Source organism: Allobosea sp. OAE752 (genome assembly GCF_050433265.1).
In the GTDB taxonomy this organism is placed as follows: Bacteria; Pseudomonadota; Alphaproteobacteria; order Rhizobiales; family Beijerinckiaceae; genus Allobosea; species Allobosea spartocytisi.
Map to the genome: position 1 here is coordinate 331,462 of NZ_JBNPXO010000004.1, position 21,752 is coordinate 353,213.

Annotated in this window: 18 protein-coding genes; 9 read left to right on the top strand and 9 right to left on the bottom strand. The window is 66.0% G+C overall.

Annotation, left to right across the window (positions count from 1 at the left end; translation table 11 throughout):
- Positions 1-79: 79 nt before the first annotated feature.
- The gene (locus tag GGC47_RS13285) at positions 80-1,807 is read left to right on the top strand and encodes a Na/Pi cotransporter family protein (protein WP_112763896.1); all 1,728 of its coding nucleotides are present in this window, start codon (positions 80-82) and stop codon (positions 1,805-1,807) included.
- Between the two features lie 145 nt (positions 1,808-1,952).
- On the opposite strand, the gene GGC47_RS13290 is transcribed toward GGC47_RS13285, so the two are convergent.
- Positions 1,953-2,273 carry a YnfA family protein gene (locus GGC47_RS13290; protein ID WP_142022280.1) on the bottom strand — a complete coding sequence of 107 codons (321 nt, stop codon included), beginning with the start codon at positions 2,271-2,273 and terminating at the stop codon, positions 1,953-1,955.
- Between the two features lie 97 nt (positions 2,274-2,370).
- On the opposite strand from GGC47_RS13290, the gene GGC47_RS13295 reads away from it, so the two are divergent.
- Positions 2,371-3,588, top strand: a complete 1,218-nt coding sequence (locus tag GGC47_RS13295; protein WP_142022279.1) for a TIGR03862 family flavoprotein — start codon at positions 2,371-2,373, stop codon at positions 3,586-3,588.
- Positions 3,589-3,603: 15 nt separating this feature from the next.
- Here the strand turns inward: GGC47_RS13295 and GGC47_RS13300 are convergent, their stop codons facing one another.
- Positions 3,604-7,041: a class I SAM-dependent DNA methyltransferase gene (locus GGC47_RS13300; protein ID WP_429068352.1), complete on the bottom strand. Its 3,438-nt coding sequence runs from the start codon at positions 7,039-7,041 to the stop codon at positions 3,604-3,606.
- 142 nt (positions 7,042-7,183) lie between these two features.
- Between GGC47_RS13300 and uvrB the strand changes: the two genes are divergently transcribed.
- From uvrB to GGC47_RS13320, 4 genes are all read left to right on the top strand, one after another.
- Positions 7,184-9,883, top strand: coding sequence for an excinuclease ABC subunit UvrB (gene uvrB, locus GGC47_RS13305; RefSeq protein WP_429068354.1), 2,700 nt, complete (start codon positions 7,184-7,186; stop codon positions 9,881-9,883).
- 93 nt (positions 9,884-9,976) lie between these two features.
- Positions 9,977-10,681 (top strand): DUF5343 domain-containing protein, encoded by a 705-nt coding sequence (locus tag GGC47_RS13310; protein WP_429068356.1) that lies wholly within the window; start codon positions 9,977-9,979, stop codon positions 10,679-10,681.
- Entirely contained in the window at positions 10,678-11,271 is a 594-nt protein-coding gene (locus GGC47_RS13315) for a Swt1 family HEPN domain-containing protein (RefSeq protein ID WP_429068358.1), read from the top strand. Before GGC47_RS13310 ends, GGC47_RS13315 begins: the two co-directional genes overlap by 4 nt.
- Before the next feature lie 413 nt (positions 11,272-11,684).
- Positions 11,685-11,831, top strand: coding sequence for a DUF2267 domain-containing protein (locus GGC47_RS13320; RefSeq protein ID WP_429068359.1), 147 nt, complete (start codon positions 11,685-11,687; stop codon positions 11,829-11,831).
- Positions 11,832-12,020: 189 nt separating this feature from the next.
- Here GGC47_RS13320 and GGC47_RS13325 read toward each other — a convergent pair whose 3' ends face one another.
- The 7 genes from GGC47_RS13325 to GGC47_RS13355 form a co-directional block, all read right to left on the bottom strand.
- A complete protein-coding gene (locus tag GGC47_RS13325; protein WP_429068360.1) occupies positions 12,021-12,518 on the bottom strand; it encodes a GNAT family N-acetyltransferase in 498 nt (165 codons plus the stop codon).
- A gap of 684 nt (positions 12,519-13,202) precedes the next feature.
- Positions 13,203-14,009 (bottom strand): class I SAM-dependent methyltransferase, encoded by an 807-nt coding sequence (locus GGC47_RS13330; protein ID WP_429068362.1) that lies wholly within the window; start codon positions 14,007-14,009, stop codon positions 13,203-13,205.
- Positions 14,010-14,122: 113 nt separating this feature from the next.
- A complete protein-coding gene (locus GGC47_RS13335; RefSeq protein ID WP_112763888.1) occupies positions 14,123-14,572 on the bottom strand; it encodes an NUDIX hydrolase in 450 nt (149 codons plus the stop codon).
- Positions 14,573-14,806: 234 nt separating this feature from the next.
- Complete coding sequence (locus GGC47_RS13340; protein ID WP_038366636.1) at positions 14,807-15,220, bottom strand: c-type cytochrome; 414 nt, start codon at positions 15,218-15,220, stop codon at positions 14,807-14,809.
- Positions 15,221-15,340: 120 nt separating this feature from the next.
- Positions 15,341-16,156, bottom strand: a complete 816-nt coding sequence (locus GGC47_RS13345; protein ID WP_142022272.1) for an alpha/beta fold hydrolase — start codon at positions 16,154-16,156, stop codon at positions 15,341-15,343.
- Between the two features lie 281 nt (positions 16,157-16,437).
- The gene (locus tag GGC47_RS13350; RefSeq protein ID WP_197062796.1) at positions 16,438-17,133 is read right to left on the bottom strand and encodes a flavin reductase family protein; all 696 of its coding nucleotides are present in this window, start codon (positions 17,131-17,133) and stop codon (positions 16,438-16,440) included.
- Positions 17,130-17,837 (bottom strand): GntR family transcriptional regulator, encoded by a 708-nt coding sequence (locus tag GGC47_RS13355; RefSeq protein ID WP_038366639.1) that lies wholly within the window; start codon positions 17,835-17,837, stop codon positions 17,130-17,132. The genes GGC47_RS13350 and GGC47_RS13355 overlap by 4 nt, the downstream gene beginning before the upstream one ends.
- A 243-nt stretch (positions 17,838-18,080) precedes the next feature.
- Between GGC47_RS13355 and GGC47_RS13360 the strand changes: the two genes are divergently transcribed.
- The 3 genes from GGC47_RS13360 (at position 18,081) to GGC47_RS13370 (ending at position 21,735) form a co-directional block, all read left to right on the top strand.
- Positions 18,081-19,649 (top strand): ABC transporter substrate-binding protein, encoded by a 1,569-nt coding sequence (locus tag GGC47_RS13360; RefSeq protein ID WP_429068366.1) that lies wholly within the window; start codon positions 18,081-18,083, stop codon positions 19,647-19,649.
- Between the two features lie 129 nt (positions 19,650-19,778).
- Positions 19,779-20,771 carry an ABC transporter permease gene (locus GGC47_RS13365; RefSeq protein WP_429068368.1) on the top strand — a complete coding sequence of 331 codons (993 nt, stop codon included), beginning with the start codon at positions 19,779-19,781 and terminating at the stop codon, positions 20,769-20,771.
- Positions 20,761-21,735 carry an ABC transporter permease gene (locus tag GGC47_RS13370; protein ID WP_133565931.1) on the top strand — a complete coding sequence of 325 codons (975 nt, stop codon included), beginning with the start codon at positions 20,761-20,763 and terminating at the stop codon, positions 21,733-21,735. The genes GGC47_RS13365 and GGC47_RS13370 overlap by 11 nt, the downstream gene beginning before the upstream one ends.
- The last annotated feature ends 17 nt before the right edge of the window (positions 21,736-21,752 follow it).

A 21,752-nucleotide genomic window follows, 5' to 3' on the forward strand; every position in this document is an offset into this window, starting at 1 on the left:
ATATCAGTTGGCCGGCTAATCAAAAATTGATAGATTCGGCAGATATTTCAATCCCAAACCGGAGAAAGACCGCACCGAAATGAACGCGAGCGAGAGCGCAACCACCATCCTGATCCATCTGGCCGGCGGCGTCGCGCTGCTGATCTGGGCGGTCAGATTGGTCCGAACGGGCGCGATGCGCGCCTTCGGCTCGCAGCTCAGGCATGCGTTGCAGAGTTTCACGCGCAATCGCTTCGCCGCCTTCGGCAGCGGCATCGCCGTGACCATGGTGCTGCAGAGCTCGACCGCGACGACGCTGCTGGTCTCCTCCTTCGCCGGGCAGGCGCTGATCGTGCCGGCGATGGCGCTGGCCGTCCTTCTCGGCGCCAATCTCGGCACGGCGCTCGCCGCTTTCGTGATCTCGATGGATCTGGGCTGGCTCTGGGGGCTCTGCGTCGCCATCGGCGTCGCGATGTATCTCTCCAGCGAGGCGATGGAACGGCCGCGCAATATCGGCCGCGTCCTCGTCGGTATCGGCCTCATCCTGCTGGCGCTGATCGAGCTCAACGCCGCCGCCGCGCCGCTCGCCCGCTCGCCGACCTTCCGCGTCGTCCTCGGGGCCATCGGTTCCGAGCCGCTGCTCGGTATGCTCGTCGCCATCGCCGCGACCTGGCTGGTCCATTCCAGCATCGCGGTCATCCTGATGATCGCGACCTTCGCCGCCTCGGGCCTGTTCCCGCCGGCAACCGCGCTGACGCTGGTCATCGGCGCCAATCTCGGCAATGCGCTGATCCCGGTGCTGGACCAGCTCGGCGCGCCGGCCGCCCAGCGTCGCGCCGCCGTCGGCAACCTGCTGACCCGGCTCCTGCTGGCGCTCGCCGTGCTGCCCTTCGTCGGCCCGCTCTCGGGCTGGCTGCTCGGCCTGTCTCCGTCGGGCTCGCGCCTCGCCATCGAGTTCCATGTCGTGCTGAACTTCGTCGGCGCGCTGATCTTCCTGCCCTTCGTCAAGCCCATCTCGGGGCTGGTCGAGCGCTTCATGCCCGGCAAGGAGGAGAAGGGCGAGGCGGTGACGCCGCGCTATCTCGACCCCAATGCGCTGGACAGCCCGACCGAGGCGCTCGGCGGCGCGATGCGCGAGGCGCTGCGCCTCGGCGACCGGGTCGAGTCCATGCTGCGCGACACCATGACGCTGCTGGAGAAGGACGAACTCAAGCTCTCCCGCGCCATCGCCCGGGCCGATGACGGCGTCGACACCATCCATGAGTCGATCAAGCTCTATCTGGTCAAGGTCTCGCGCAACGAGCTGACCGACGAGGAAAGCCGCCGCCTGTTCGAGATCGTCACGCTGATCACCAATCTCGAGCATATCGGCGACGTCATCGACAAGAACCTGCGCGAGCTCGCCGAGAAGAAGATCCGCAAGCGCTACTCCTTCTCGCCCGAGGGGCTGGCCGAGATCCGCGAGTTCCATCACCGCGTCGCCTCGGCGCTGGCGCTGGCGCTCAACGTCTTCGCGACGCGCGACCTCGTGCTCGCCCGCCAGCTCTTCGCCGACAAGGCGGCGATGCGCGAGGCTGAGCGGCGCGCCACCGACAGCCATTTCCAGCGCCTGCGCTCGGGCCGGCCGGAATCGATCGAGACCAGCGCGATCCATCTCGACATCATCCGCGACCTCAAGCGCATCCACGGCCACATCGTCTCGATCGCCTACCCGATCCTGGAGAGCGCCAACGAGTTGCGCGAAAGCCGCCTGCGCGAGACCAAGGAAGCGGCGCGCAATCGCGAGACGCCGGCCACGCTCATCCCCGCCCCGCATTCGGGCGGGTGAGCATCGGGCGTTTCGATCGGGAGGTGGCCCGTCCCCGCCGTCATGCTCGGGCTTCACCCGAGCATCTCCGGGCGGAAGGGCTCCCCTTCTTGCATGAGATTCTCGGGTCGAAGCCGCTTCGCCCGAGAATGGCGTTCATGCCTGCCTAACGCGGCGCCGCCAGGATGATCGCAGCGCCCGCGAGGCAGATGATGCCGCCCATCACGTCCCACCGGTCCGGCCTCAAGCCCTCCACCGCCCAGAGCCAGCCGAGCGAGGCGGCGATATAGAGCCCGCCATAGGCGGCGTAGGCGCGCCCGGCCGCGGCGCTTTCCGCCAGCGTCAGCAGCCAGGCGAAGAGCCCGAGCGCAAGGAGCCCCGGCAGCAGCCACCAGACGGGCTTGCCGAGCCGCATCCAGCCCCAGAAGGCGAAGCAGCCGGCGATCTCGAAGAGCGCGGCGCCGATATAGGCGGCAAGCGTAGGCATGGCAGGATCCGGCTGGGTCGCGAATGAGGTTCCCTCGCGGGAGCCCCCAGTCTAAGCCGTCATTGCGAGTGAAGCGCAATGCGAGCAAGCCCGGGACATGTCAGCACAGAATATCGCCATCATCGGCGCCGGCCCGGCCGGATTGATCGCGGCCGAGCGGCTGGCGCAGGCCGGGCATCGCGTCACGATCTACGAGCGCATGGCCTCGCCGGCGCGCAAATTCCTGCTGGCAGGCCGGGGCGGATTGAACCTGACCCACTCCGAGCCGCTCGATGCCGTCCTCGGCCGCTATCGCGAGGCGAAGGGCTGGCTGGAGCCGGCCATCCGCGCCTTTCCGCCGCAAGCCCTGCGCGACTGGGCCGATGGGCTCGGCGCGGAGACCTTCGTCGGATCGAGTGGGCGCATCTTTCCCCGTGCGATGAAGGCCTCGCCGCTGCTGCGCGCCTGGCTGCGGCGTCTCGAAGGGCTGGGCGTCGGGCTGGCGGCCGGGCGGCTCTGGACCGGCTGGGACGCTGCCGGTGCCCTGACCTTCCGGCTCGCTTCCGGCGAAACCGAAACCGTCCATCCCGCGGCCGCCTTGCTCGCGCTGGGCGGCGCGAGCTGGCCGCGTCTCGGCTCCGATGGCGGCTGGGTGCCGCTGCTCGCCGCCCGGGAGATCGCGCTATCGCCGCTCCGGCCCGCCAATGCCGGTTTCACCGTCGCCTGGTCGCAGACGATGCGCGCGCGTTTCGCCGGCACGCCGCTGAAGCGGATCGTGGCGCGCTTCGGCGATGAGGAGGTGGCGGGCGAGGCCATGATCGACGCTGATGGCATCGAGGGCGGCCTGATCTATGCTCTCTCGGCTCCGCTGCGCGAGGCCGTTCGGCGCGATGGCGCGGCGACGCTCCGGCTCGATCTGAGGCCGGACCTGTCCGCCGAGGCGCTCGCTGTGCGCCTGACGAAGCGCCGCAAGGGCGAGACGCTGAGCAACCATCTGCGCAAGGCGGCCGGGCTTTCGCCCGTCGCCGTGGCGCTGCTGCGCGAGGTTGCGGGCGCCGCGATGCCGGCCGAGCCCGGAGCCCTGGCGCTGCTCATCAAGGATGCTCCGCTGCGCCTCGCCGCGCCGATGCCGATCGCCCGCGCCATCTCGACCGCCGGCGGCATCGGCCATGGCGAGCTCGATGCCGGCTTCATGCTGAAGCGCTTGCCGGGCGTCTTCGTCGCCGGCGAGATGCTGGACTGGGAGGCGCCGACCGGCGGCTACCTGCTGCAGGCGAGCCTCGCGACGGGCGCCGCCGCCGCCGCCGGCTTGGAAGCGTGGCTCGGGCAGCGTTGAACGAGGTCGCGCCCGTCACCCCGTGGCGGTCAGCCGGCGCGCGAAGCGGATGCCGCTGTCGACGGTCGAGATTTCCCCGACACGGGCGAGCGAGACGAGGATCTCGCGCACGGCGCGTTCGACCCGGCGCCCCTGCCGGAACTGCCCGGCGATGGCTGCCGCATCGAGCGGGATCGCGGTGCCGCCCAGCATGGCGAGCACCGCCGCGACGCGCTCGACGGCATCGGCCGGAAAGCTCGGTTTCGTCGCGGCGGGACGCGCGGCGACCAGCACCTCCGCCTCGAGCTGTTCCCCGCCCCTGTCCGTGTCGCCATGGCGCGGGCGCTGATAGTCGGGCCGCAGCCAGTGGACATGGCGGCGCTTCTCCTCCTGCGCGCGCTGCTGGTTGAGCGCCACGAGCCGCGCCAGCACCTCCTCCTCGGCGAGATCGGCGGGCCAGCCATAGGCGCTCGCGACGGCAGCATCGACGGCCAGGTGATGCTCGTCGAGGATCAGCGCCAGGCCGCGATCGCGGACACTCGTCTCGGCCGCGCTCAGCGCGGAGCCGGCGCGGATCGCCTCGCGGACATTGTAGAGCTTGGTCAGGGTGAGGTCGGGATGCTCGGCCAGAACCTGCTTGCGCAGCGCGTCCAGTGCCTCGGCCGGCAGCCGGATCGCTTCCTTCTGGGCTTCGCTGGCCTCCGGGAAGGGAAACGGGTCGAAGCAGCGTGATTTCGAGTAGCGGGGCCGATCCTCCAGCGTTGCTCCCTGACGAAGGGACCACATGACATGGAAGCGCGAAGACAGCACGCCGAGATGGAAGGCATCCGACAGCGCGACCGCGACCAGCATGTTGTCGGGCAGGATCGACCCGTCGAGGAACTGGAAGACACGGTGCTTCGCGGTCTCGACCGTGGCGATGTAGCGCTGGAGCTGGGCCAGGGCGGGGCGCAATTCACGGCGCGGCTCCCCGAACAGCCACCATTGCGAGCGATAGCTGGCTCGCCGATTGGCGTCGCGGCCAATGGTCTTGCCGGCGTCGCTCTTGAGTTCCTTCACCGTCAGCTTGAGGTGCTGGTAGATCTCCGGAAAGCGCTCACGGACGGTCTCGGCTGAAAGGCCGAACAGGTCGATGACCATGACGCCGCGCGCTCTTTCCGTCAGGTCGCGGCCGTTGCGATAGGGACGGATGTACATTTCAAGCCCGGGTCTGCGCCCGAGCCCGAATGCCTCGGCTTCGGCCGGCGTCACGATGAAGCCCGCGCCGTGGAGCTTGACGCCGGGCGAACACAGCCCGTCCTGCGCACGCAGGGCGTTTGCCGTGGTCAAGTCGGTACCGATCGTCAGGTCGGTATTGATCCGCCCCCGCCGCTCGTGGAACGCGATCAATGGCTGGTCGCTGTCGAGCCCGGCTTCGGAAAGGACTTCCAGCCGCTTCCCTTCATGCCTGCCGGCCTGTGCGACCGTCATCGCGATACGCACGGCGGCTGCGTCCTTGCCGGCCTTCGTCCAGGGATGGTCGGGTATTGCCATCAAGATCGAAAGCGGGCGTTTGCCGGCGAGATGCCGCTCGATGGTCCGGCGCTGGAAGAGCTGGGTGATGGAGTTGGTGGTGACGAAGCCGAAGCGTCGGAGCTTCGTGCCCGGCCGGGTGAGGATTTCGGCGGCGTGATCCCACCAGTACATCACCAGATCGGCGCTCTCGTTCATCTGCGGATGCACTGCCCACAGGGCCTCGACGTAGACGTCGGTCAGCCGCATGCGCAGATCCTTGCCGCCGATGAAGGGCGGATTGCCGACGATGAACTCCGCTTCCGGCCATGCCGGCAGGCGCGGATTGGGCAGGAATTCGCCGCTGTCGCGCCATTGCGGGATCGGCCAACCGTCCCATGTGAGAACGGCATCGCACTTGTAAATGTGGTCGAGCCTTTCGAGGATCGGTTCCTTGGGCGCGAAGCCACGGGTGCGGAAATGCCATTGCAGATGGCCGATCCAAAGCACGAGATCGGCAATGGCGACGGCCCGACGGTTGATTTCCATGCCGAGGAATTGATGCGGGCCCACCGTGTGTCGCGCGAAGCCGCCAAGCGTCTCGGCACTGCCAAGCTCGCTCGCAGCGTCGAGGACCTCGCCCTCGAGCTTCTTCATCAACTCCTGCGCGACGTGGAGGAAGTTCCCGGTTCCGCAGGCCGGATCGAGCACCCGCGTTTTACACAGCGTCGTGTGAAAGCCCTCGACCAGCGTCAGCGCCTTCCTGGCGTCGCCGCCGTCGCGTGCCTGTTGGGCCGCGCCGAGCACGGCACGCCAATCCTCCCTGAGCGGCTCCATCACCGTCTCGACGACGAGCCGTTCGACATAGGCGCGCGGCGTGTAGTGCGCGCCGAGACGCGCACGTTCCTGCGGGTCGAGCGCCTGTTCCAGCAGCGCACCGAAGATCGCCGGCTCCACCTCCTTCCAGTCATGTTCGGCCGCCGCCAGCAATTCGCCGATTTCCTCGCGGCCCAGCGCGTAGACCTTGGCGTCCTCGTAGAGCTTGCCATTGAAGCGCTTCATGCGCTCGCGCACCGATGTCGAGTACTCGCCCTTGTCCATGGCCTGCCAGAGTTCCGAGACCAGCGGCAGGAAGGAGTCCGGATCGTCGCGGCATTCGCGCAGAAGCGTCTTGAAAGCGTCCTTGCGGATCAGTCCGACATCCTCGGCGAACATCGTGAACAGGCAGCGCATCAGGAAGAGCGCCACCTCCTCCGGGTCGTGCACCCGCTCCAGCGCCTTCGACACCGCCGCCAGCCGCTCGGCGATCGCGCGGGTGACGCGGGCGGCATGGCGCGCCGGGTCGAGCGTGAGAGGCTCGGTCCAGATCGCGGCGAGGCGCCGGCGGATGGCGGGATCGCGCAGTTGGTCGAGATAGACGCGATAGCTCTGCCGGTCGGGAAACTGGCTGTAGTTCTTACCTTGCCCGGTGAAGTCGGCATAGAATTCGAAACAATGACCGACATCGCAGATGATCAGGAAGGGCGGCCAGCCATGTGCCGCGGGCAGTGCCTTGGCATAATCCTCCGCCTGGCGGCGTGCGTTCAGCATCAGCACGTCCCAGGCACGGTCGGCGCCGCGCCGGCCGCGCGGTCCCGCCGGCTCGGCGAAGGGCAGGGCGCCCTGGGCCGGCAGCAATTCCTTGGCCTGCCCCTTCAGCCGGCTCTGCTTCGCCTCCAGGACGAAGGCGCTCTTCTTGTAGAGATCGATCCGCCCGGTCGTGTGTCCGCCCTGCCCGTCGGGAAAGCGCACGGGGTACTCGAAGCGATAGGCCGCCGCGTCGGCGTCGCTGGTTGGCGGCTGCGGCGCCTCGACGCCGATCAGAGGGCACAACTCGCTCAGGAACTGCGCATAGGCCGCGCGCTCCGCCCCCTCCGATACGCGCCAGCGAGTGATGAAGGCTTCGACCTCATCCTCCGCCGGCTCGGGTCTGCTCCCCGGCATCGTAACGGCCCCCTGATTGCGGATGCCGCATCTATACAACTATAAGTTGCAGTTTTCTGTCCTGTCAACTCCTGTCACCAATCATGCCAGCCGGGCGCTGCGCCCCCTCGCATCCGCGGCGGTTCCGCCCCATATTGCGGCCATGCCGAAAAGCTCCGACACCACCGCGACCAAGCCGAAGGCGGCGAAGAAGCCGTCCTCGGCCCGCACGCCGAATTCCAAGGCGACCAAGCCCGAGCTGAAGCCGCTCGAAGGCTATCTCGCCGACCTGCTCAACCCCGCGATCAACCGCGGCACGGCGGTGCCGGGTGGCGCGTCGGGCTTCAGCGACCGGCCGCAGGCCGGCTACGAGGCGAAGCCGAGCTATGCCACGGAACGGCCGGGCGGCGAGGAGAGGCCCAAGCGCAAGCTCTCCAAGAAGGCGGATGGCGCCTTCATCGGCGCCGAGGGCGCGGCGGCCGCGACGGCGAGCTCGCTGCAGCATCTGCTGGAGACCGGCAGCCCCTTCATCCAGCCCGGCAAGCCCTGGACGCCGCACCGGCCGGAGCGCCCCGAGAAATCGGAAGGCGGCATCCGCTTCCAGATGAAGTCGGAGTTCTCCCCTTCGGGCGACCAGCCGACGGCAATCGCCGATCTCGTCGACGGCATCCGCCGGCAGGAGCGCGACCAGGTGCTGCTCGGCGTCACCGGCTCGGGCAAGACCTTCACCATGGCCAAGGTGATCGAGGAGACGCAGCGCCCGGCGCTGATCCTCGCACCGAACAAGACGCTGGCCGCGCAGCTCTACGGGGAGTTCAAGAGCTTCTTCCCCGACAACGCGGTCGAGTACTTCGTCTCCTATTACGACTATTACCAGCCGGAGGCCTATGTCCCGCGCTCGGACACCTACATCGAGAAGGAATCCTCGATCAACGAGCAGATCGACCGCATGCGCCATTCGGCGACGCGCTCCCTGCTCGAACGCGACGATGTGATCATCGTCGCCTCGGTCTCCTGCATCTACGGTATCGGCTCGGTCGAGACCTATACGGCGATGACCTTCTCGGTGAAGCTCGGCGAGCGCATCGAGCAGCGCCAGCTCATCGCCGATCTCGTCGCGCTCCAGTACAAGCGCACCCAGCACGACTTCGCCCGCGGCACCTTCCGGGTGCGCGGCGACGTGATCGAGCTCTACCCGGCGCACTATGAGGACCGCGCCTGGCGCATCGGCCTGTTCGGCGACGAGGTCGAGAGCATCAGCGAGTTCGATCCGCTGACCGGCCAGAAGACCGGCGAGCTCGAATTCATCAAGGTCTACGGCAATTCGCACTACACCACGCCGCGCCCGACGCTGACCCAGGCCGTGAAATCGATCAAGGAGGAGCTGAAAGCCCGCCTCGACGAGCTCAACCGCATGGGCCGCTTCCTGGAGGCGCAGCGCCTCGACCAGCGCTGCACCTTCGACATCGAGATGATCGAGGCCACCGGCTCCTGTAACGGCATCGAGAACTATTCGCGCTATCTCACCGGCCGCAAGCCGGGCGAGCCGCCGCCGACGCTCTTTGAATATCTTCCGGACAACGCCCTCGTTTTCACCGACGAGAGCCATGTCACCGTGCCGCAGATCGGCGGCATGTATCGGGGCGACTTCCGCCGCAAGGCGACGCTGGCCGAATACGGCTTCCGCCTGCCCTCCTGCATGGACAACCGGCCGCTGCGCTTCGAGGAATGGGACGCGATGCGGCCCCAGTCGGTGCATGTCTCGGCCACGCCCGGCGGCTGGGAGATGGAGCAGACCGGCGGCGTCTTCACCGAGCAGGTCATCCGCCCGACCGGCCTGATCGACCCGCCGGTCGAGATCCGGCCCGCCAAGCACCAGGTCGCGGACCTCCTGGACGAGATCAAGGAGGTCACCGAGAAGGGCTACCGCACACTCGTCACCGTGCTGACCAAGCGCATGGCCGAGGATTTGACCGAATATCTGCACGAGAACGGCGTGCGCGTGCGCTACATGCATTCGGACATCGACACGATCGAGCGCATCGAGATCCTGCGCGATCTCCGCCTCGGCACCTTCGACGTGCTGGTCGGCATCAACCTGCTGCGCGAGGGTCTCGACATCCCCGAATGCGGCTTCGTCGCCATTCTCGACGCCGATAAGGAGGGCTTCCTGCGCTCCGAGACCTCGCTGATCCAGACCATCGGCCGCGCCGCCCGCAATGTCGATGGCAAGGTCATCCTCTATGCCGACCACGTCACCGGCTCGATGGAGCGGGCGCTGGCCGAGACCAATCGCCGCCGCGAGAAGCAGCTCGCCTACAATGCCGAGCACGGCATCACGCCGCAGACGATCAAGCGCGCCATCGGCGACATCCTCGGCTCGGTCTATGAGCGCGACCATGTCACGGTCGACAAGGGGCTGGTGGCGCCGGCCTCGGGCCACAACCTCAAGGCCGCGATCGCCGATCTCGAGAAGCGCATGCGCGAGGCTGCGGCCGATCTCGAATTCGAGACGGCGGCCCGCCTGCGCGACGAGATCAAGCGCCTGCAGGCGACGGAGCTGGCGATCGCGGACGATCCGCTCGCCCGGCAGGGCGATGTCGAGGCCTCCGCCGGCAAGTACAAGGGCGAGCGCTCTTACGGCTCCAGCGCCAACCTGCCGCCGACCCGCGCCCGGAAACCCACCGATGCGGATATGGGCCCGCATAATCTCGGCGGCGGCGAGGGCAAGCCGAAATCCGGCGAGAAGCCGAACCCGCTGCTGACCGGCACCTCACGGGTGCGGAAGCCGACGCTCGACGAGATGGGCCCGGTGCCGGAGTCGCGGCCGAAGGGAGCGTCGGAGAGGCGGCGGCGGAGGTAGTTTCGGTCCGAGCAGCCATTACGCCAACGGATTCTGAAATTCTAGGTTGCATTCACTTGGATTTCCTACTCCGATGGAGGGGGGAGAGCAGCCATGAACGAAAGCAGCGCGTCCATCAAAGACCAGAGCTCCGGAGAGAGTGAGAAGCAAGCAGGGGACAAGCAGGACACGAAGCGTCGCGAGATAAAGGGCGGTTTGCCCTATGCTGTAGCGCCAGGGGTCTTCAAGAAAGCACTTGACGGGATTATAGTTTCGGAACGACCTGATAGATTTTCTGGGCATTTCCTCTCGACAATTTTGAATTTGACTGGCGGTTCTTCTAGGGCTATCCCGCCTTTACTCAAGAAGATGAACTTCTTGTCATCGGATGGCACGCCTACTGAACTATATTCAAAATTTAAATCTGATAGTGCTCGTAGTTCAGCTGCTTTGGAGGGTCTGCGGTCAGCCTTTTCCGAGATGTTTCGGCGTAACGAATTTATTCATAAAGCCGACGAGCCCAAGGTGGTAGACCTGATCGTCGAAATAACAGGTCTTAGAAAATCCGACAGAATTGTCGGATTCATATATCAAACATTCGAGACGATAAGGGCTTATATCGATAAAAGCGCGCCTGTATCTGAAGGAGTGGCCGTTATCGATTTTCCGAAAGAGCAAACTGGCTCTCGCGATGACCATACTATAAAGCCGATGGGGATCGGGTTATCGTATAACATCAATATCATACTTCCAGAATCTGAGAATCCTGCCGTATTCAATGCTATCTTTAGAAGCTTGAAGGCTAATCTGCTGTCATGAGTGAGGAGCGGGTCATTGAGTTATTCGTTTTGAAGAACGCGGTTGTAACTGCAGAGCTCAGGAAAATTTCCCGGCAATTTAGAATCGAAAACGTAAAATCGAATATTGAATTAGTTACGGATTCACTTGTGAGTGATTATCTTCAGCAAGTTGATTTCGAGATAATTAAAGACGCAGATCGGATGAGTGAATTCTACAAGATATTTTATGCGCTGGAGAATGATATTAGAAATCTAATTGATGGCGCTCTTGAAGACTCAAAGGGAAAGAATTGGTGGGACACTTCGGTTCCGCAGGCAGTTCAGGAAAATGCTCGGAAGAATCAAGATCGCGAAGCTTCTGAGGGCTTACCTCCTCGATCTGATCGTTTAATTGATTATACAACATTTGGGGAATTGGGAGAGATAGTTAAAGAAAATTGGGATATATTTTCAGGAATGTTCTCAAACGCAAGCAAAAATCGTGTATTGCGAGTCATAAATCGACTTAATCTGGTACGTGGACCAATCGCCCATTGCAATTTTCTTCCGGAAGAAGAAGCAATCAGGCTAAAGCTAGCCGTAAGGGATTGGTATAAATTGATGGAATAGTGGGGAACCCTAAAAGGACAGGCGGTATCACGCGGCTTAAAGGAGCCGCTGAGCCTTTCCCGGAAACTGCTAACCCTCACCAACGTTCTGCGCCACCTCCTCCCATCCGGGCGAAGAGGGCCATCGCGGTGCGTGGGTGGCGTTAGCCATTGCTTGGCACGATTAGCCAGAAACTTGGCAGCGTTTGACGCGGACTCCCCATTGCCGTGGGGATATATAGATGGCCCCAATGGAACGGAGGCCTATGTGACGTTGCTGCAGTTTTCGTACTTGATGATCGCGGTTTCCTACTTGATTGCCGCGGTGGCACTCTATGCGGGCCACTAACCCGCTGAACTAGTCGCGCTAGAAACATGGATGGCGAGGACACGCTCGACCAAGACGACGAGCGCAGGGCGCGCTAGGACTGCCCCATGGCCGTCCCCTCCACCTTCGTCCACGCCTCGCGCGATTTCGAACGCTTTCTGCTCGATGCGCGCGATGAGCTCGGGCTCGGCACCACGCATCAGAGCTATGCGGCGGTGCTGGCCGTGCTCGTCACCTTCCGGGCGATGAAGTGAGCCGCGGAGAATCCCTCTCCCGTATGGCAGAGGGGCAGGGGTGAGGGACCGCCGCTGATCGTCTAGCCGCAACGGAGCCGTTGAGCCTTCTTCAGAAAACGCACACCCTCATCCGGCGCTCCGCGCCACCTTCTCCCAGCCGAGAGAAGGAAAGGCGTAGCGGTTCGGCAGCCCTATCGCTCCTGAGCCTCAGGCCCCGTCGAAAGCCGCGTGATAGCGCACCGTGCCGGCCGGCACCCCGGCGCCGAAGGCGAGGCGCATGAAATATTCCGGCGGCACGCCCTCCAGCACCAGCGCCGGATCGGCAGCAAAACCGAAGCGGCCGTAATAGCCGGGGTCGCCGAGCAACACGCAGCCGCCGGCGCCGATCTCGCGCAGGCGCTGCAAGCCGTCGCGGATCAGGCCTGAGCCGATGCCGCCGCGCTGCCGGCCCGGCTGCACCGAGACCGGCCCGAGCCCGAACCAGCCACGCTCCGCCCCGTCGATCGTCACCGGCGAGAAGGCGACATGGCCGACGATCTCACCGCCCTCGACGGCGACGAGCGAGAGCGTCAGCGCGCCGGCCGCGCGCAAGCCGTCGATGATGGCCGCTTCGGTGCCGCTGCTATGCGGCGCCGCCGCGAAGGCTTCGGTGGTCAGGGCGCGGATGGCGGCTGCGTCCGCGGGCTGTTCGGGGCGAATTGGCATGCTGGCTCCTTGAGAGAGCGCTTATGCCATGCCGCCATCCCGGCGTGGAGTCGAACCCGGTCCGCCGTCAGGCTCGGCCTTGTGCCGAGCATCCCCGTCTCGCGCGGCCGATGGAGGGCGCGGGAACCCTTCTCCCGCAAGGGGAGACGGGAAGAGGCGTCGCGGCTCGCCAAAACTTATCCCCGCCCTTGCAGGCCGCGCCTATCCTCGGCCCACCTCATCCCCGAGGGGCAGCCATCCGGAGGTGTGCCGTTGGTGGGGGTGGGGGCGGCGCCTGCGGGTGGAGTCACGATCCACTCCCGGGAGGCTTCGGGGCACCGCCCTGGGGACACTACGATCCCTGTGCGAGGAGCTCGCTGGGAACGGCCGATGGCATCACGCCTTCGTCCCATGCCCGAGTAGACGCGACAAGGCGATGAGCCGAACTGGCGTCGAAAGGGCTCGCGGCGAAGGATGGCCACAAGGCCCGATAAGCGCGGCCCGGAGACTTAAAGAACGCCGGCAAGCGGAGCGCCACGGGGCGTGCGGAAGGTGGCTCAATCCTTCCGCGCCGCATCCTGGCTCAATGGAAGCGGCCTTATACCCAACCGCGCCTCGCGGCGCTCCGCTGCCCCTCGCTCGCGAACGAACGCCGCAAGGCGGGCGGGGTTTTGGCTCGCGCGGCCCGCATCGGCCATTCTGTCCTCAGGGCGAGATGCCCTGCACCGCCCAGGCGCGCGCCTCCAGCGCGATCGTGCCGTCCTCGGCGATCGGCAGCCCGTCCCGCAGCCTCTGCCGCAGGGACTCGCGCGCCGCCGGCGCCAGGCCGGCGTAATAGGCCGCAGCCGGCTCGGTGCCGAGCGCGAAGGGCTGCCAGAAATCCGCGAAGTCGCGGAACACGGTCGGGATCGTGATCGGCGCGCAGGTGACGTCGGTGAGCCCGGCGGCAAGCGCGAGCCCGGTCAGCCCCTCCTGGGTGCAGAAGGGGAAGCGCCGGTCCTCGCCGAGATCGGCGGCTTGCGGGTCGAGCGCCGTCGCGGCGCTCCAGAAGGCGCGCAGGAACTGCACCCCGCCGCCCGGATAGTCCCAGACATAGAAGCAGATCAGCCCGCGCGGCCGCACCACCCGGCGCATCTCCGCCAGTGCCTTGGCCCGGTCCGGCACGATATCGAGCACCAGCCCCGAGCCGACGGCGTCGCAGCTTGTATTCGCCACCGGCAGGGCCTCGGCGCTGCCCTTCCGGAAGCTGGCGCGGGGATTGGTGATGCGCTCGCGCGCCAGCGCCAGGAGGTCCTCCGAGGGGTCGATCGCGACGACGCTGACCGGCACGGTCAGGCCGAGCAGCGCCTCGGTGAGCGTGCCGCTGCCGCAGCCGACCTCCAGCCATTCGAAGCCGGGCAGGGGGTTCAGCCAGTCGATGAAGCGCGGCGCCAGCTCCCGGCTCCAGCGCGCCATGAAGCGCTCGTCAGTCTCGCCGGCCTGCCATGCGTCATGGCGCGTCTGGTCGGGCATTGCCGGCCTCCGCTTTTCTTTGTTCCGGATGGTGACGCTACGTCATTTTCGTCAGATGCGCCAGTAATCGTCGGTTCTCGGCGCTGTCATTCGGGTGCGATCGCCGCGGGCTTTCATGCCGCCAGGGCAGGCAGCGTCTCCAGCTTGCGGATGGCGGTGCTGAGCTCGGGCTCGTCGACGATATCGGCGGCGTCGGCGAGCTTGAACCAGTGCAGGTCGCGCTGGTGCTGCTCGCGGAAGCTGCCGAGCTGCTTCTCGACCGCCAGCAGATAGAGCTTCACCTCGCAGAGCGCGAAATGGTCGCTCATCCGCTTCCAGTAGCTGTAGCGCCCGGCCGGCTCATGGCCGATGCGGCCGATCACGCCGGCTTCCTCATAGGCCTCGCGCGCAGCGGCGTCGTGGTCCTTGAGGCCCTTGATCGGCCAGCCCTTCGGCACGATCCAGCGGCGTGTCGTCCGCGAGGTCACGAGCAGGATCTCCATCGAACCGTCGGCGGCGCGGCGGATCGGCACAGCGGCGATCTGCGACCGCTTCTCTCCCGTTTTCCGCTTGGCCTTCTTCATCGGTGCGTGGAGACCTTTCCCGGGCAGCACATTTCTCCGGCTCCCGAATCGCGATGATCCGCCGGAGCGAATAAATATTGCATCCAATCGCGAAAATGGAAGAGGCGTTCTGTCATGGCCGGGGGATTACCGGCCCTGATCTGAGCGCATGCCGTCGTTTTCGTCCGGCACCGCCTTCCGTGGCGCTGCGCGAGACATGGGTTTGGTCGGGGAACTGCGCGGCGAGGGGCGCCGTCAGAGCTTCTTGCCGTCCTTGTCGAACTGCTTGAGGAAGGCGATCAGGTCCTGGATCTCCTTCTCGCTGCGGATGCCGGCGAAGATCATCTTGGTGCCGGGGATCTTCGCCTTGGGATCCTTGATGTAATCCGCGAAGGTCGCCTCGTCCCAGGTCAGGCCGGAATTCTTGTTGGCGTTCGAGTAGCTGTAGCCCTCGGCCGCGCCGGAATGCCGGCCGATCACGCCGTTGAGCTCGGGTCCGACGAGATTGCGCGCGCCCTCGCCGATCTGGTGGCAGGCGCGGCATTTGTTGAAGGAGCGTTGGCCGGCCTCGAGATCCTGCGCGGCGGCGGGATGGGCGAGGAGCGGCAGGGCCAGAAGCGATGAGGTCAGGAAGGATACAGCGAGGAGGCGGGGCAGAACGGCGCGCATGGGTCTCGTCTTTCGGGGCCCGGCTTGCGGCCCGGGTCTTCCTTGGAACGGTTCCGGTTTAGCGTGGGCCGGCGCCGGGCCGATATGGGTCCTTTCGACGCGGCCGGGCGGGTGGGGCGCTCAGAGCTCGCCGATCCATTCCGCCACGGAGGCGGTGAAGATGTCCGGGCGCGATACCGGGAAGAGATGTCCGCCGGTTTCCATGATCGAGCGGCGGCAGCCGGGCAGGGCGGCGGCCAGCGCCTCCTGATGGTAGACCGGCACGACCATGTCGTCCCGCGCCCCCATCACCAGGATCGGCATCGGCAGGGCTTCGATATCGGCGGTGCCGTCGAAAGCGAGCAGCGCGTCGATGCGTTCGCGCATCACGGTCCGGGCATGGTCGCTCACCGGCGCGGCCTCGATCGCGTCGTCATAGATGTGCCAGTTCGCCTCGAGCCAGCGCGGCTGGTAGGCGCTGAGCACGGACAGGGCGGCGAAGGCCTGGGGGGCGCAGTCGAGGATGGCGCGCCGGGCACCGAACAGGGCGGTCATGTAGCGGCAGGCCTTGAGCCAGCTTCCGCTGAGGATGAGCCCGTCGAGCCGGCCGGGCGCAAGCTTTGCCATCCCCTGCGCGATGCAGCCGCCGGTCGAATGGCCGAGCACGACGGCCCGGTCGAGCCCGGCCGCGTCGAGCACGGCGAGGCCGTCGCGGGCGAGCCTCTCGATGTCGCAGGGCGCCTCGCCGCGGCTGCTGCCGCCGATGCCGCGCTGGTCGAAGCGGATGATCTCGAAGGAGCGCCCGAGCGTCGCGGCGATGTTCGTCCAGAATCCGGCGGTGCCGCTGAGGCCGCTGACCAGCAGCAGCGGCTGGCCATGGCCCTCGCGGAAGCAGTGGAGCGTGGCTCCGTCATCCGTCTCGGCCCGGAAGTCGATGATCTCGGTTGTCGTCGTCATGTCGTCACCCAACGGGCATGGCCCCGTGCCGCGCAGCAATGGCGCGGCTGCGCCGCCATGGTTCCGCCTTCCCCCTGTCGCGGTGCATCGCCCCGCTGTTCTTCGGTTGCGCTCCGAAGGGCGCTGCCGTCACGTCAGGTCAGGATGACCCATGCGGGCGGAGCCCGCCATGGCGTGAGCGCGAGGGGCGGGATGCGATAAATGCAAGGTCGATAGGTGGAGGACTAACCGTTGCGCGCCTGTTGCATGGCGAAGCTGCGCTTCGCCGCAGCACCGGCAGGTCAGTCTCGTCGATTCGCGGCGTCCGGATCGGTCCGCCAGGTCGCGAGCGGCATGGTCGGCAGATCGAAATAGTCCCGCGTCGTCGCGTAGCCATGGCCGCCCATGCGGCCGACGGCGTCGAGCGCGACGGGGTCGACATGCAGGCGTTCGTCGACGGTATCGCCGCGGAAATGCGCATAGACGATCTCGCCCAGGATGATCTCGCGCGAGCTGCCGATGCCGAGCGTGGTGTGGTGGCGGCATTCGAAGGCGGCCGGCGCCTGGCCGATCCAGGGACAGGGCACCTTGATGCCGGGCATGGCGGTGAGGCCGGCCTCGGCGAGCTCGTCCGTGCCGGGCTCGAAGGGCACGGCGCAGATGTTCATGCCGGCGACAAGCGCGTCGGAGACGATGTTGACGGTGAAGGCCAGCGTCTCGCGGATGTTGCGGCCGGTATCCTTCTGCGCGCCGGTCGGGCGGTATTCGACGCCGAGAGCCAGGATCGCGGGATCGGCGGAGAGGCAGTTGAAGAAGGAGAAGGGCGCGGCATTGACCGTGCCCTGCGCATCGACCGTCGTCACCAGCGCGATCGGCCGCGGCACCACGGCGCCGATCAGCAGCTTGTAGCGTTCGCGCGGCGTCAGCTGCGCGAAATCGAAGGTGACGATGCCGGGGGCTTCCTCGGCCCGCGGCTGCACGGCCGGCGTCGCTGTCATGATGGGGTCAGTCCTTCGCTCAGGGCATAGGGGGCGAGCACGTCGCGGATGTCGCGCTCGATGCGGGGTGTCAGCAGCGCGCGGGTGACGACGGCGCGCAGGTGATGGTCCATCAGGTCGGCGGCGCGGGCGGCGTCGCCGTCGCGCAGGGCCTCGATCAGCTGGCGGTGTTCGGAGACGGCGCATTCCGAGGAATGCGGCCGGCCGTAGATCGCCAGGATCAGCGAGCAGCGCGACGAGGATTCCTGCACATAGCGCAGCAGCAGGGCGTTGCCGGTCATCTCGGCGAGCTTGATATGGAACTCGCCGGACAGGCGGATCGATTCCGGCCCGTCCTGCCCATGCGCCTTTTCCTCCTGCCGGACATGGGCTTCCAGCTCGGCCGCCTGCGCGGCGGTCAATCTCCCGGCGAGGTTCTCGGCGACGAGCCGCTCGAGCCCGCGCCGGACCTCGAAGACGTCGCGCGCCTCCTCCAGCGTCGGATAGGCGACGGAGGCGCCCTTGTTCGGCGTGAGCTCGACGAGCCCTTCCACCGAAAGGCGGTTGAAGGCCTCCCGGACCAGCGTGCGGCTGACCCCGAGCTGCTCGCCGATCGAATCCTCGGGCAGTTTCATGCCCGGTTTCAGCGCCTGTTCGATGATCGCGCGCCGAAGCGCCCTGTAGACGGATTGCGCACGCAATCCCGGCAGCCGTGACTCGCCCATATCGGCCTGTCCTCGCTTTGGTCTGACCTTGCTGGGGACCGTCAATGTCACGAGACGGGGCTCCGTTCCAGTTTGCGCTTGTGTTCAATAATCGCATACAATACGATCAAACAATCGTATGCAAGACTGAACATTAATCGCACACGAGATGGCGCGGAAAGCGCCACGATGCGCACAGAGGTGGCAGTGACGACCGCGCGGCTTCGTTCCGGGCTGCGCCGAATGAAAAAGGGGAGAGTGTCGATGAAGAAGGCCTGGTTGCTGGCGGCCGTTGCCGCTTTCGCGCTGAGCGGCGCGGCGGAGGCGAAGACGCTGAAATGGGGTGCGGGTCGCGAGATCGCCTCGCTCGACCCCTATTCCTTCGGCGAGACCTTCACGCTGTCGGTCCTGAACCACGTCTATGAAGGGCTGGTGCGCTATACCGGCGACCTCAAGATCGAGCCGGCGCTGGCCGAGTCCTGGGAGACGGTGTCGCCGACGGTCTGGCGCTTCCATCTGCGCAAGGGCGTGACCTTCCACAATGGCGACCCCTTCACGGCCGACGACGTCATCGCCTCGCTCGCTCGCGTCTCGGATGCCGCCTCGCCGCTGAAGGGCAATCTGCCGGCCTATAAATCCTCGAAAAAGATCGACGACTACACCGTCGAGATCGAGGTCGACGGGCCCTATCCGCTGCTGCTCAACGACCTCACCAACATCTTCATCTTCGACAAGAAGTGGCTGGAGGAGCACAACGCCCTGAAGCCGACCGATGTCGGCAAGGGCGTCACCGGCTATCCCACCGACCACGCCAACGGCACCGGCCCCTTCTCGATCGAGAGCCGCCAGCCCGACGCCAAGACGATCTTCGTCAAGAATCCCGGCTGGTGGGACAAGCCGCAGCACAATATCGACCGCATCGAGTTCGTCCCGATTGCCTCGGCCTCGACTCGCGTCGCGGCGCTGCTGTCGGGCGAGATCGACTACACCAATGTCGCGCCGCTGCAGGATCTGCCGCGCCTCAAGGCGTCGTCCGACGTCAAGGTGATGCAGACCAACGAATTGCGCTCGGTCTTCTTCGCCTTCAATCTCAAGGACCAGCTCTTCGAGAGCGATGTGAAGGGCAAGAATCCCTTCCAGGACATCCGGGTGCGCGAGGCGCTCTATCGCGCCATCGACATCGATGCGGTCCAGAAGCGCGCCATGCGCGGCCTCTCGCGCAACACCGGTGCGCTCATCGCGCCCGCCATCCCCGGCTATGAGCCGTCGCAGGACGAGCGTCCGCCCTTCGACCTGAACGCCGCCAAGAAGCTGCTCACCGAGGCCGGCTATCCCAGCGGCTTCTCCTTCCAGATGAATTGCCAGAGCGATTCGCTGGTCAATGAGGAGGAGTTCTGCCAGGCGGTCGCCTCGATGTGGTCGCGCGCCGGCTTCAAGCCCAATCTCAGCATGGCGCCGCGCGCCCAGCAGACGCCGAAGCGCACCAAGGGCGATTTCGACGTCCTCTCCTTCGGCTGGGCCAACGAGCCGATGATCGACGCCTATTCCCTGCTCGTGCAGGTGATCCATTCGAAGACCGGCACGGCGGGCGTGTTCAACTGGGGCAATTGGGGCAACTCACAGGTCGATGCCTTGATCGACAAGGCCGGCGTCGAGCTCGACAACGCCAAACGCATCGAAATGATGAAGCAGGCGCTCAAGCTGGTGAAGGAGCAGACCCTGTTCATCCCGCTGCACCAGCAGCCGATGGCCTGGGCGATGCGCGCGAATGTCGAGACGATGGTGCAGGCCTCCGACAACAAGCCGCGCCTGTGGCTGACCAAGCTGAAGTGAGGCTGAACCGCCGCCGTCATGGCCGGGCTTGACCCGGCCATCTCGGAAACGAGCCCTTCATCCGCCTGAGCTTCCCGGGTCTTCGCCAACGCGAAGCCCGGGAATGCCGCCGGAACCCAGGAGCCGCCCATGCCGGCCTTCCTCCTCAAGCGCTTCCTGAATGCCGCCGGCGTCATGCTCGCCGTGGCCTTCCTCGCCTTCCTGAGCTTCCGCTTCGTCGGCGATCCCGTCGAACTGATGCTGAACGAGCAGGCGAGCCAGCAGCAGCGCGACGAATTGCGGACCCGCCTCGGTCTCGACAAGGGCTTCGTGCTGCAATTCGCGACCTTCGTGAAGAATGCGGCCCAGGGCGATTTCGGCATCTCCTACCGCAATCAGCAGGATGTCTTCGCGCTGATCTCGGAGCGCTTCCCGGCGACCTTCGAACTCGTCCTGGTCGCGACCTTCCTGTCGCTCGCCATCGGTATCCCGCTCGGGGTCTACACTGCCATCCGACGAGAAAGCCTCCTCGCCAAGGCGCTGCAATTCGGATCGGTGCTCGGCGTCTCGCTGCCGAGCTTCGCGCTCGGGATCATGCTGATCCTCGTCTTCTCGGTGACGCTGCAATGGCTGCCGGCCTTCGGCCGCGGCGAGGTGGTGAAGCTCGGCTGGTGGAGCACCGGTTTCCTGACGCCGTCGGGGCGCAAGGCGCTGATCCTGCCCGGCATCACCCTCTCGCTCTTCCAGATCACGCTGGTGATGCGGCTGGTGCGGGCCGAGATGCTCGAGACCATGCGCACCGATTTCATCCGCTTCGCGAGGGCGCGCGGCCTGCCGGCCCGCTCGATCCATTTCGGCCATGCGCTGCGCAACTGCCTGATGCCGGTCATCACCGTCACCGGCCTGCAGATCGGCAACCTCATCGCCTTCGCCCTGGTCACCGAGACGGTGTTCCAATGGCCGGGCATGGGCATGCTCTTCGTCCAGGCCGTCACCTTCGTCGATATCCCGGTGATGGCAGCCTATCTGATCATCGTCTCCTTCATCTTCGTCGCGCTGAACACCCTGGTCGACCTGACCTATGCTTACGTCGATCCGCGCCTGCGCGAGGACGCGCTCTCGGGAGCCGCCAATGCCCGCTGAAACCGTCGCGACCGTCGCCAAACCTGCCGATGCCAAACCTGCCGATGCCAAGCCCGGCCGCATCCGGCGCTTTCTCGACAGCGACATTGGCTGGAGCTTCCGCAAGACGCCCGCCGCCTGGATTTCGGCGCTGGTGCTGACGCTGCTGATCGTCACGGCCTTCCTGGCCCCGCTGATCGCCGTGCAGAACCCCTATGATCTCTCGCAGATCTTCATCGACAAGGCCGAGATCCCGCCGATCTGGCAGGAGGGCGGCGAATGGCCCTTCCTGCTTGGCACCGACCCGCAGGGCCGAGACGTGCTCTCCGCCATCCTCTACGGCTCGCGCATCTCGCTGATCATCGGCTTTTCCGCCGTCGTCGTCTCGATGCTGATCGGCGTGTCCGTCGGGCTCGTCGCCGGCTTCCATGGTGGGCGCATCGACAATCTGCTGATGCGCCTCGGGGACACGGTGCTCTCCATCCCGACGCTCTTGATGGCGATCCTGGTCTCGGCGGTGTTCCGCGGCCTGCTGCCGCCGGAACTGCGCGACCCCTTCGCCGCGATGGTGCTGGTGCTCGCGATCTCGCTGACCAACTGGGTACAGTATGCCCGCACCGTGCGCGCCTCGACCATGGTCGAGCGCCGCAAGGAATATGTGCTGGCCGCCCGCATCATCCGCGTGCCGGCGACGCGCATCATGCTCTGGCACATCCTGCCGAACACGCTGACGCCGGTCATGGTCGCGGCGACGCTCAATCTCGGCCTCGCCATCCTCTCGGAGGCAACGCTCTCCTTCCTGGGGGTGGGCATGCCGATCACCCAGCCTTCGCTGGGCACGCTGATCCGCATCGGCAACCAGTACCTGTTCTCCGGCTCCTGGTGGCTCGTCGTGTTCCCCTCGCTGCAGCTCGGGCTGATCGTGCTCTCGGTCAACCTGCTCGGCGACTGGCTGCGCGATGCGCTGAATCCGAAACTTCGCTGACAAGAAACCACGAGGAA

Coding starts and splice junctions, on each gene's coding strand:
- GGC47_RS13300 (WP_429068352.1), bottom strand. CDS start 7,041: ATGCCGGGGAGCAGACCCGAGCCGGCGGAGGATGAGGTCGAAGCCTTC.
- GGC47_RS13315 (WP_429068358.1), top strand. CDS start 10,678: ATGAGTGAGGAGCGGGTCATTGAGTTATTCGTTTTGAAGAACGCGGTT.
- GGC47_RS13355 (WP_038366639.1), bottom strand. CDS start 17,837: ATGGGCGAGTCACGGCTGCCGGGATTGCGTGCGCAATCCGTCTACAGG.
- GGC47_RS13320 (WP_429068359.1), top strand. CDS start 11,685: ATGGCCGTCCCCTCCACCTTCGTCCACGCCTCGCGCGATTTCGAACGC.
- GGC47_RS13295 (WP_142022279.1), top strand. CDS start 2,371: ATGTCAGCACAGAATATCGCCATCATCGGCGCCGGCCCGGCCGGATTG.
- GGC47_RS13310 (WP_429068356.1), top strand. CDS start 9,977: ATGAACGAAAGCAGCGCGTCCATCAAAGACCAGAGCTCCGGAGAGAGT.
- GGC47_RS13330 (WP_429068362.1), bottom strand. CDS start 14,009: ATGCCCGACCAGACGCGCCATGACGCATGGCAGGCCGGCGAGACTGAC.
- GGC47_RS13290 (WP_142022280.1), bottom strand. CDS start 2,273: ATGCCTACGCTTGCCGCCTATATCGGCGCCGCGCTCTTCGAGATCGCC.
- GGC47_RS13360 (WP_429068366.1), top strand. CDS start 18,081: ATGAAGAAGGCCTGGTTGCTGGCGGCCGTTGCCGCTTTCGCGCTGAGC.
- uvrB (WP_429068354.1), top strand. CDS start 7,184: ATGCCGAAAAGCTCCGACACCACCGCGACCAAGCCGAAGGCGGCGAAG.
- GGC47_RS13335 (WP_112763888.1), bottom strand. CDS start 14,572: ATGAAGAAGGCCAAGCGGAAAACGGGAGAGAAGCGGTCGCAGATCGCC.
- GGC47_RS13325 (WP_429068360.1), bottom strand. CDS start 12,518: ATGCCAATTCGCCCCGAACAGCCCGCGGACGCAGCCGCCATCCGCGCC.
- GGC47_RS13350 (WP_197062796.1), bottom strand. CDS start 17,133: ATGACAGCGACGCCGGCCGTGCAGCCGCGGGCCGAGGAAGCCCCCGGC.
- GGC47_RS13285 (WP_112763896.1), top strand. CDS start 80: ATGAACGCGAGCGAGAGCGCAACCACCATCCTGATCCATCTGGCCGGC.
- GGC47_RS13370 (WP_133565931.1), top strand. CDS start 20,761: ATGCCCGCTGAAACCGTCGCGACCGTCGCCAAACCTGCCGATGCCAAA.
- GGC47_RS13345 (WP_142022272.1), bottom strand. CDS start 16,156: ATGACGACGACAACCGAGATCATCGACTTCCGGGCCGAGACGGATGAC.
- GGC47_RS13365 (WP_429068368.1), top strand. CDS start 19,779: ATGCCGGCCTTCCTCCTCAAGCGCTTCCTGAATGCCGCCGGCGTCATG.
- GGC47_RS13340 (WP_038366636.1), bottom strand. CDS start 15,220: ATGCGCGCCGTTCTGCCCCGCCTCCTCGCTGTATCCTTCCTGACCTCA.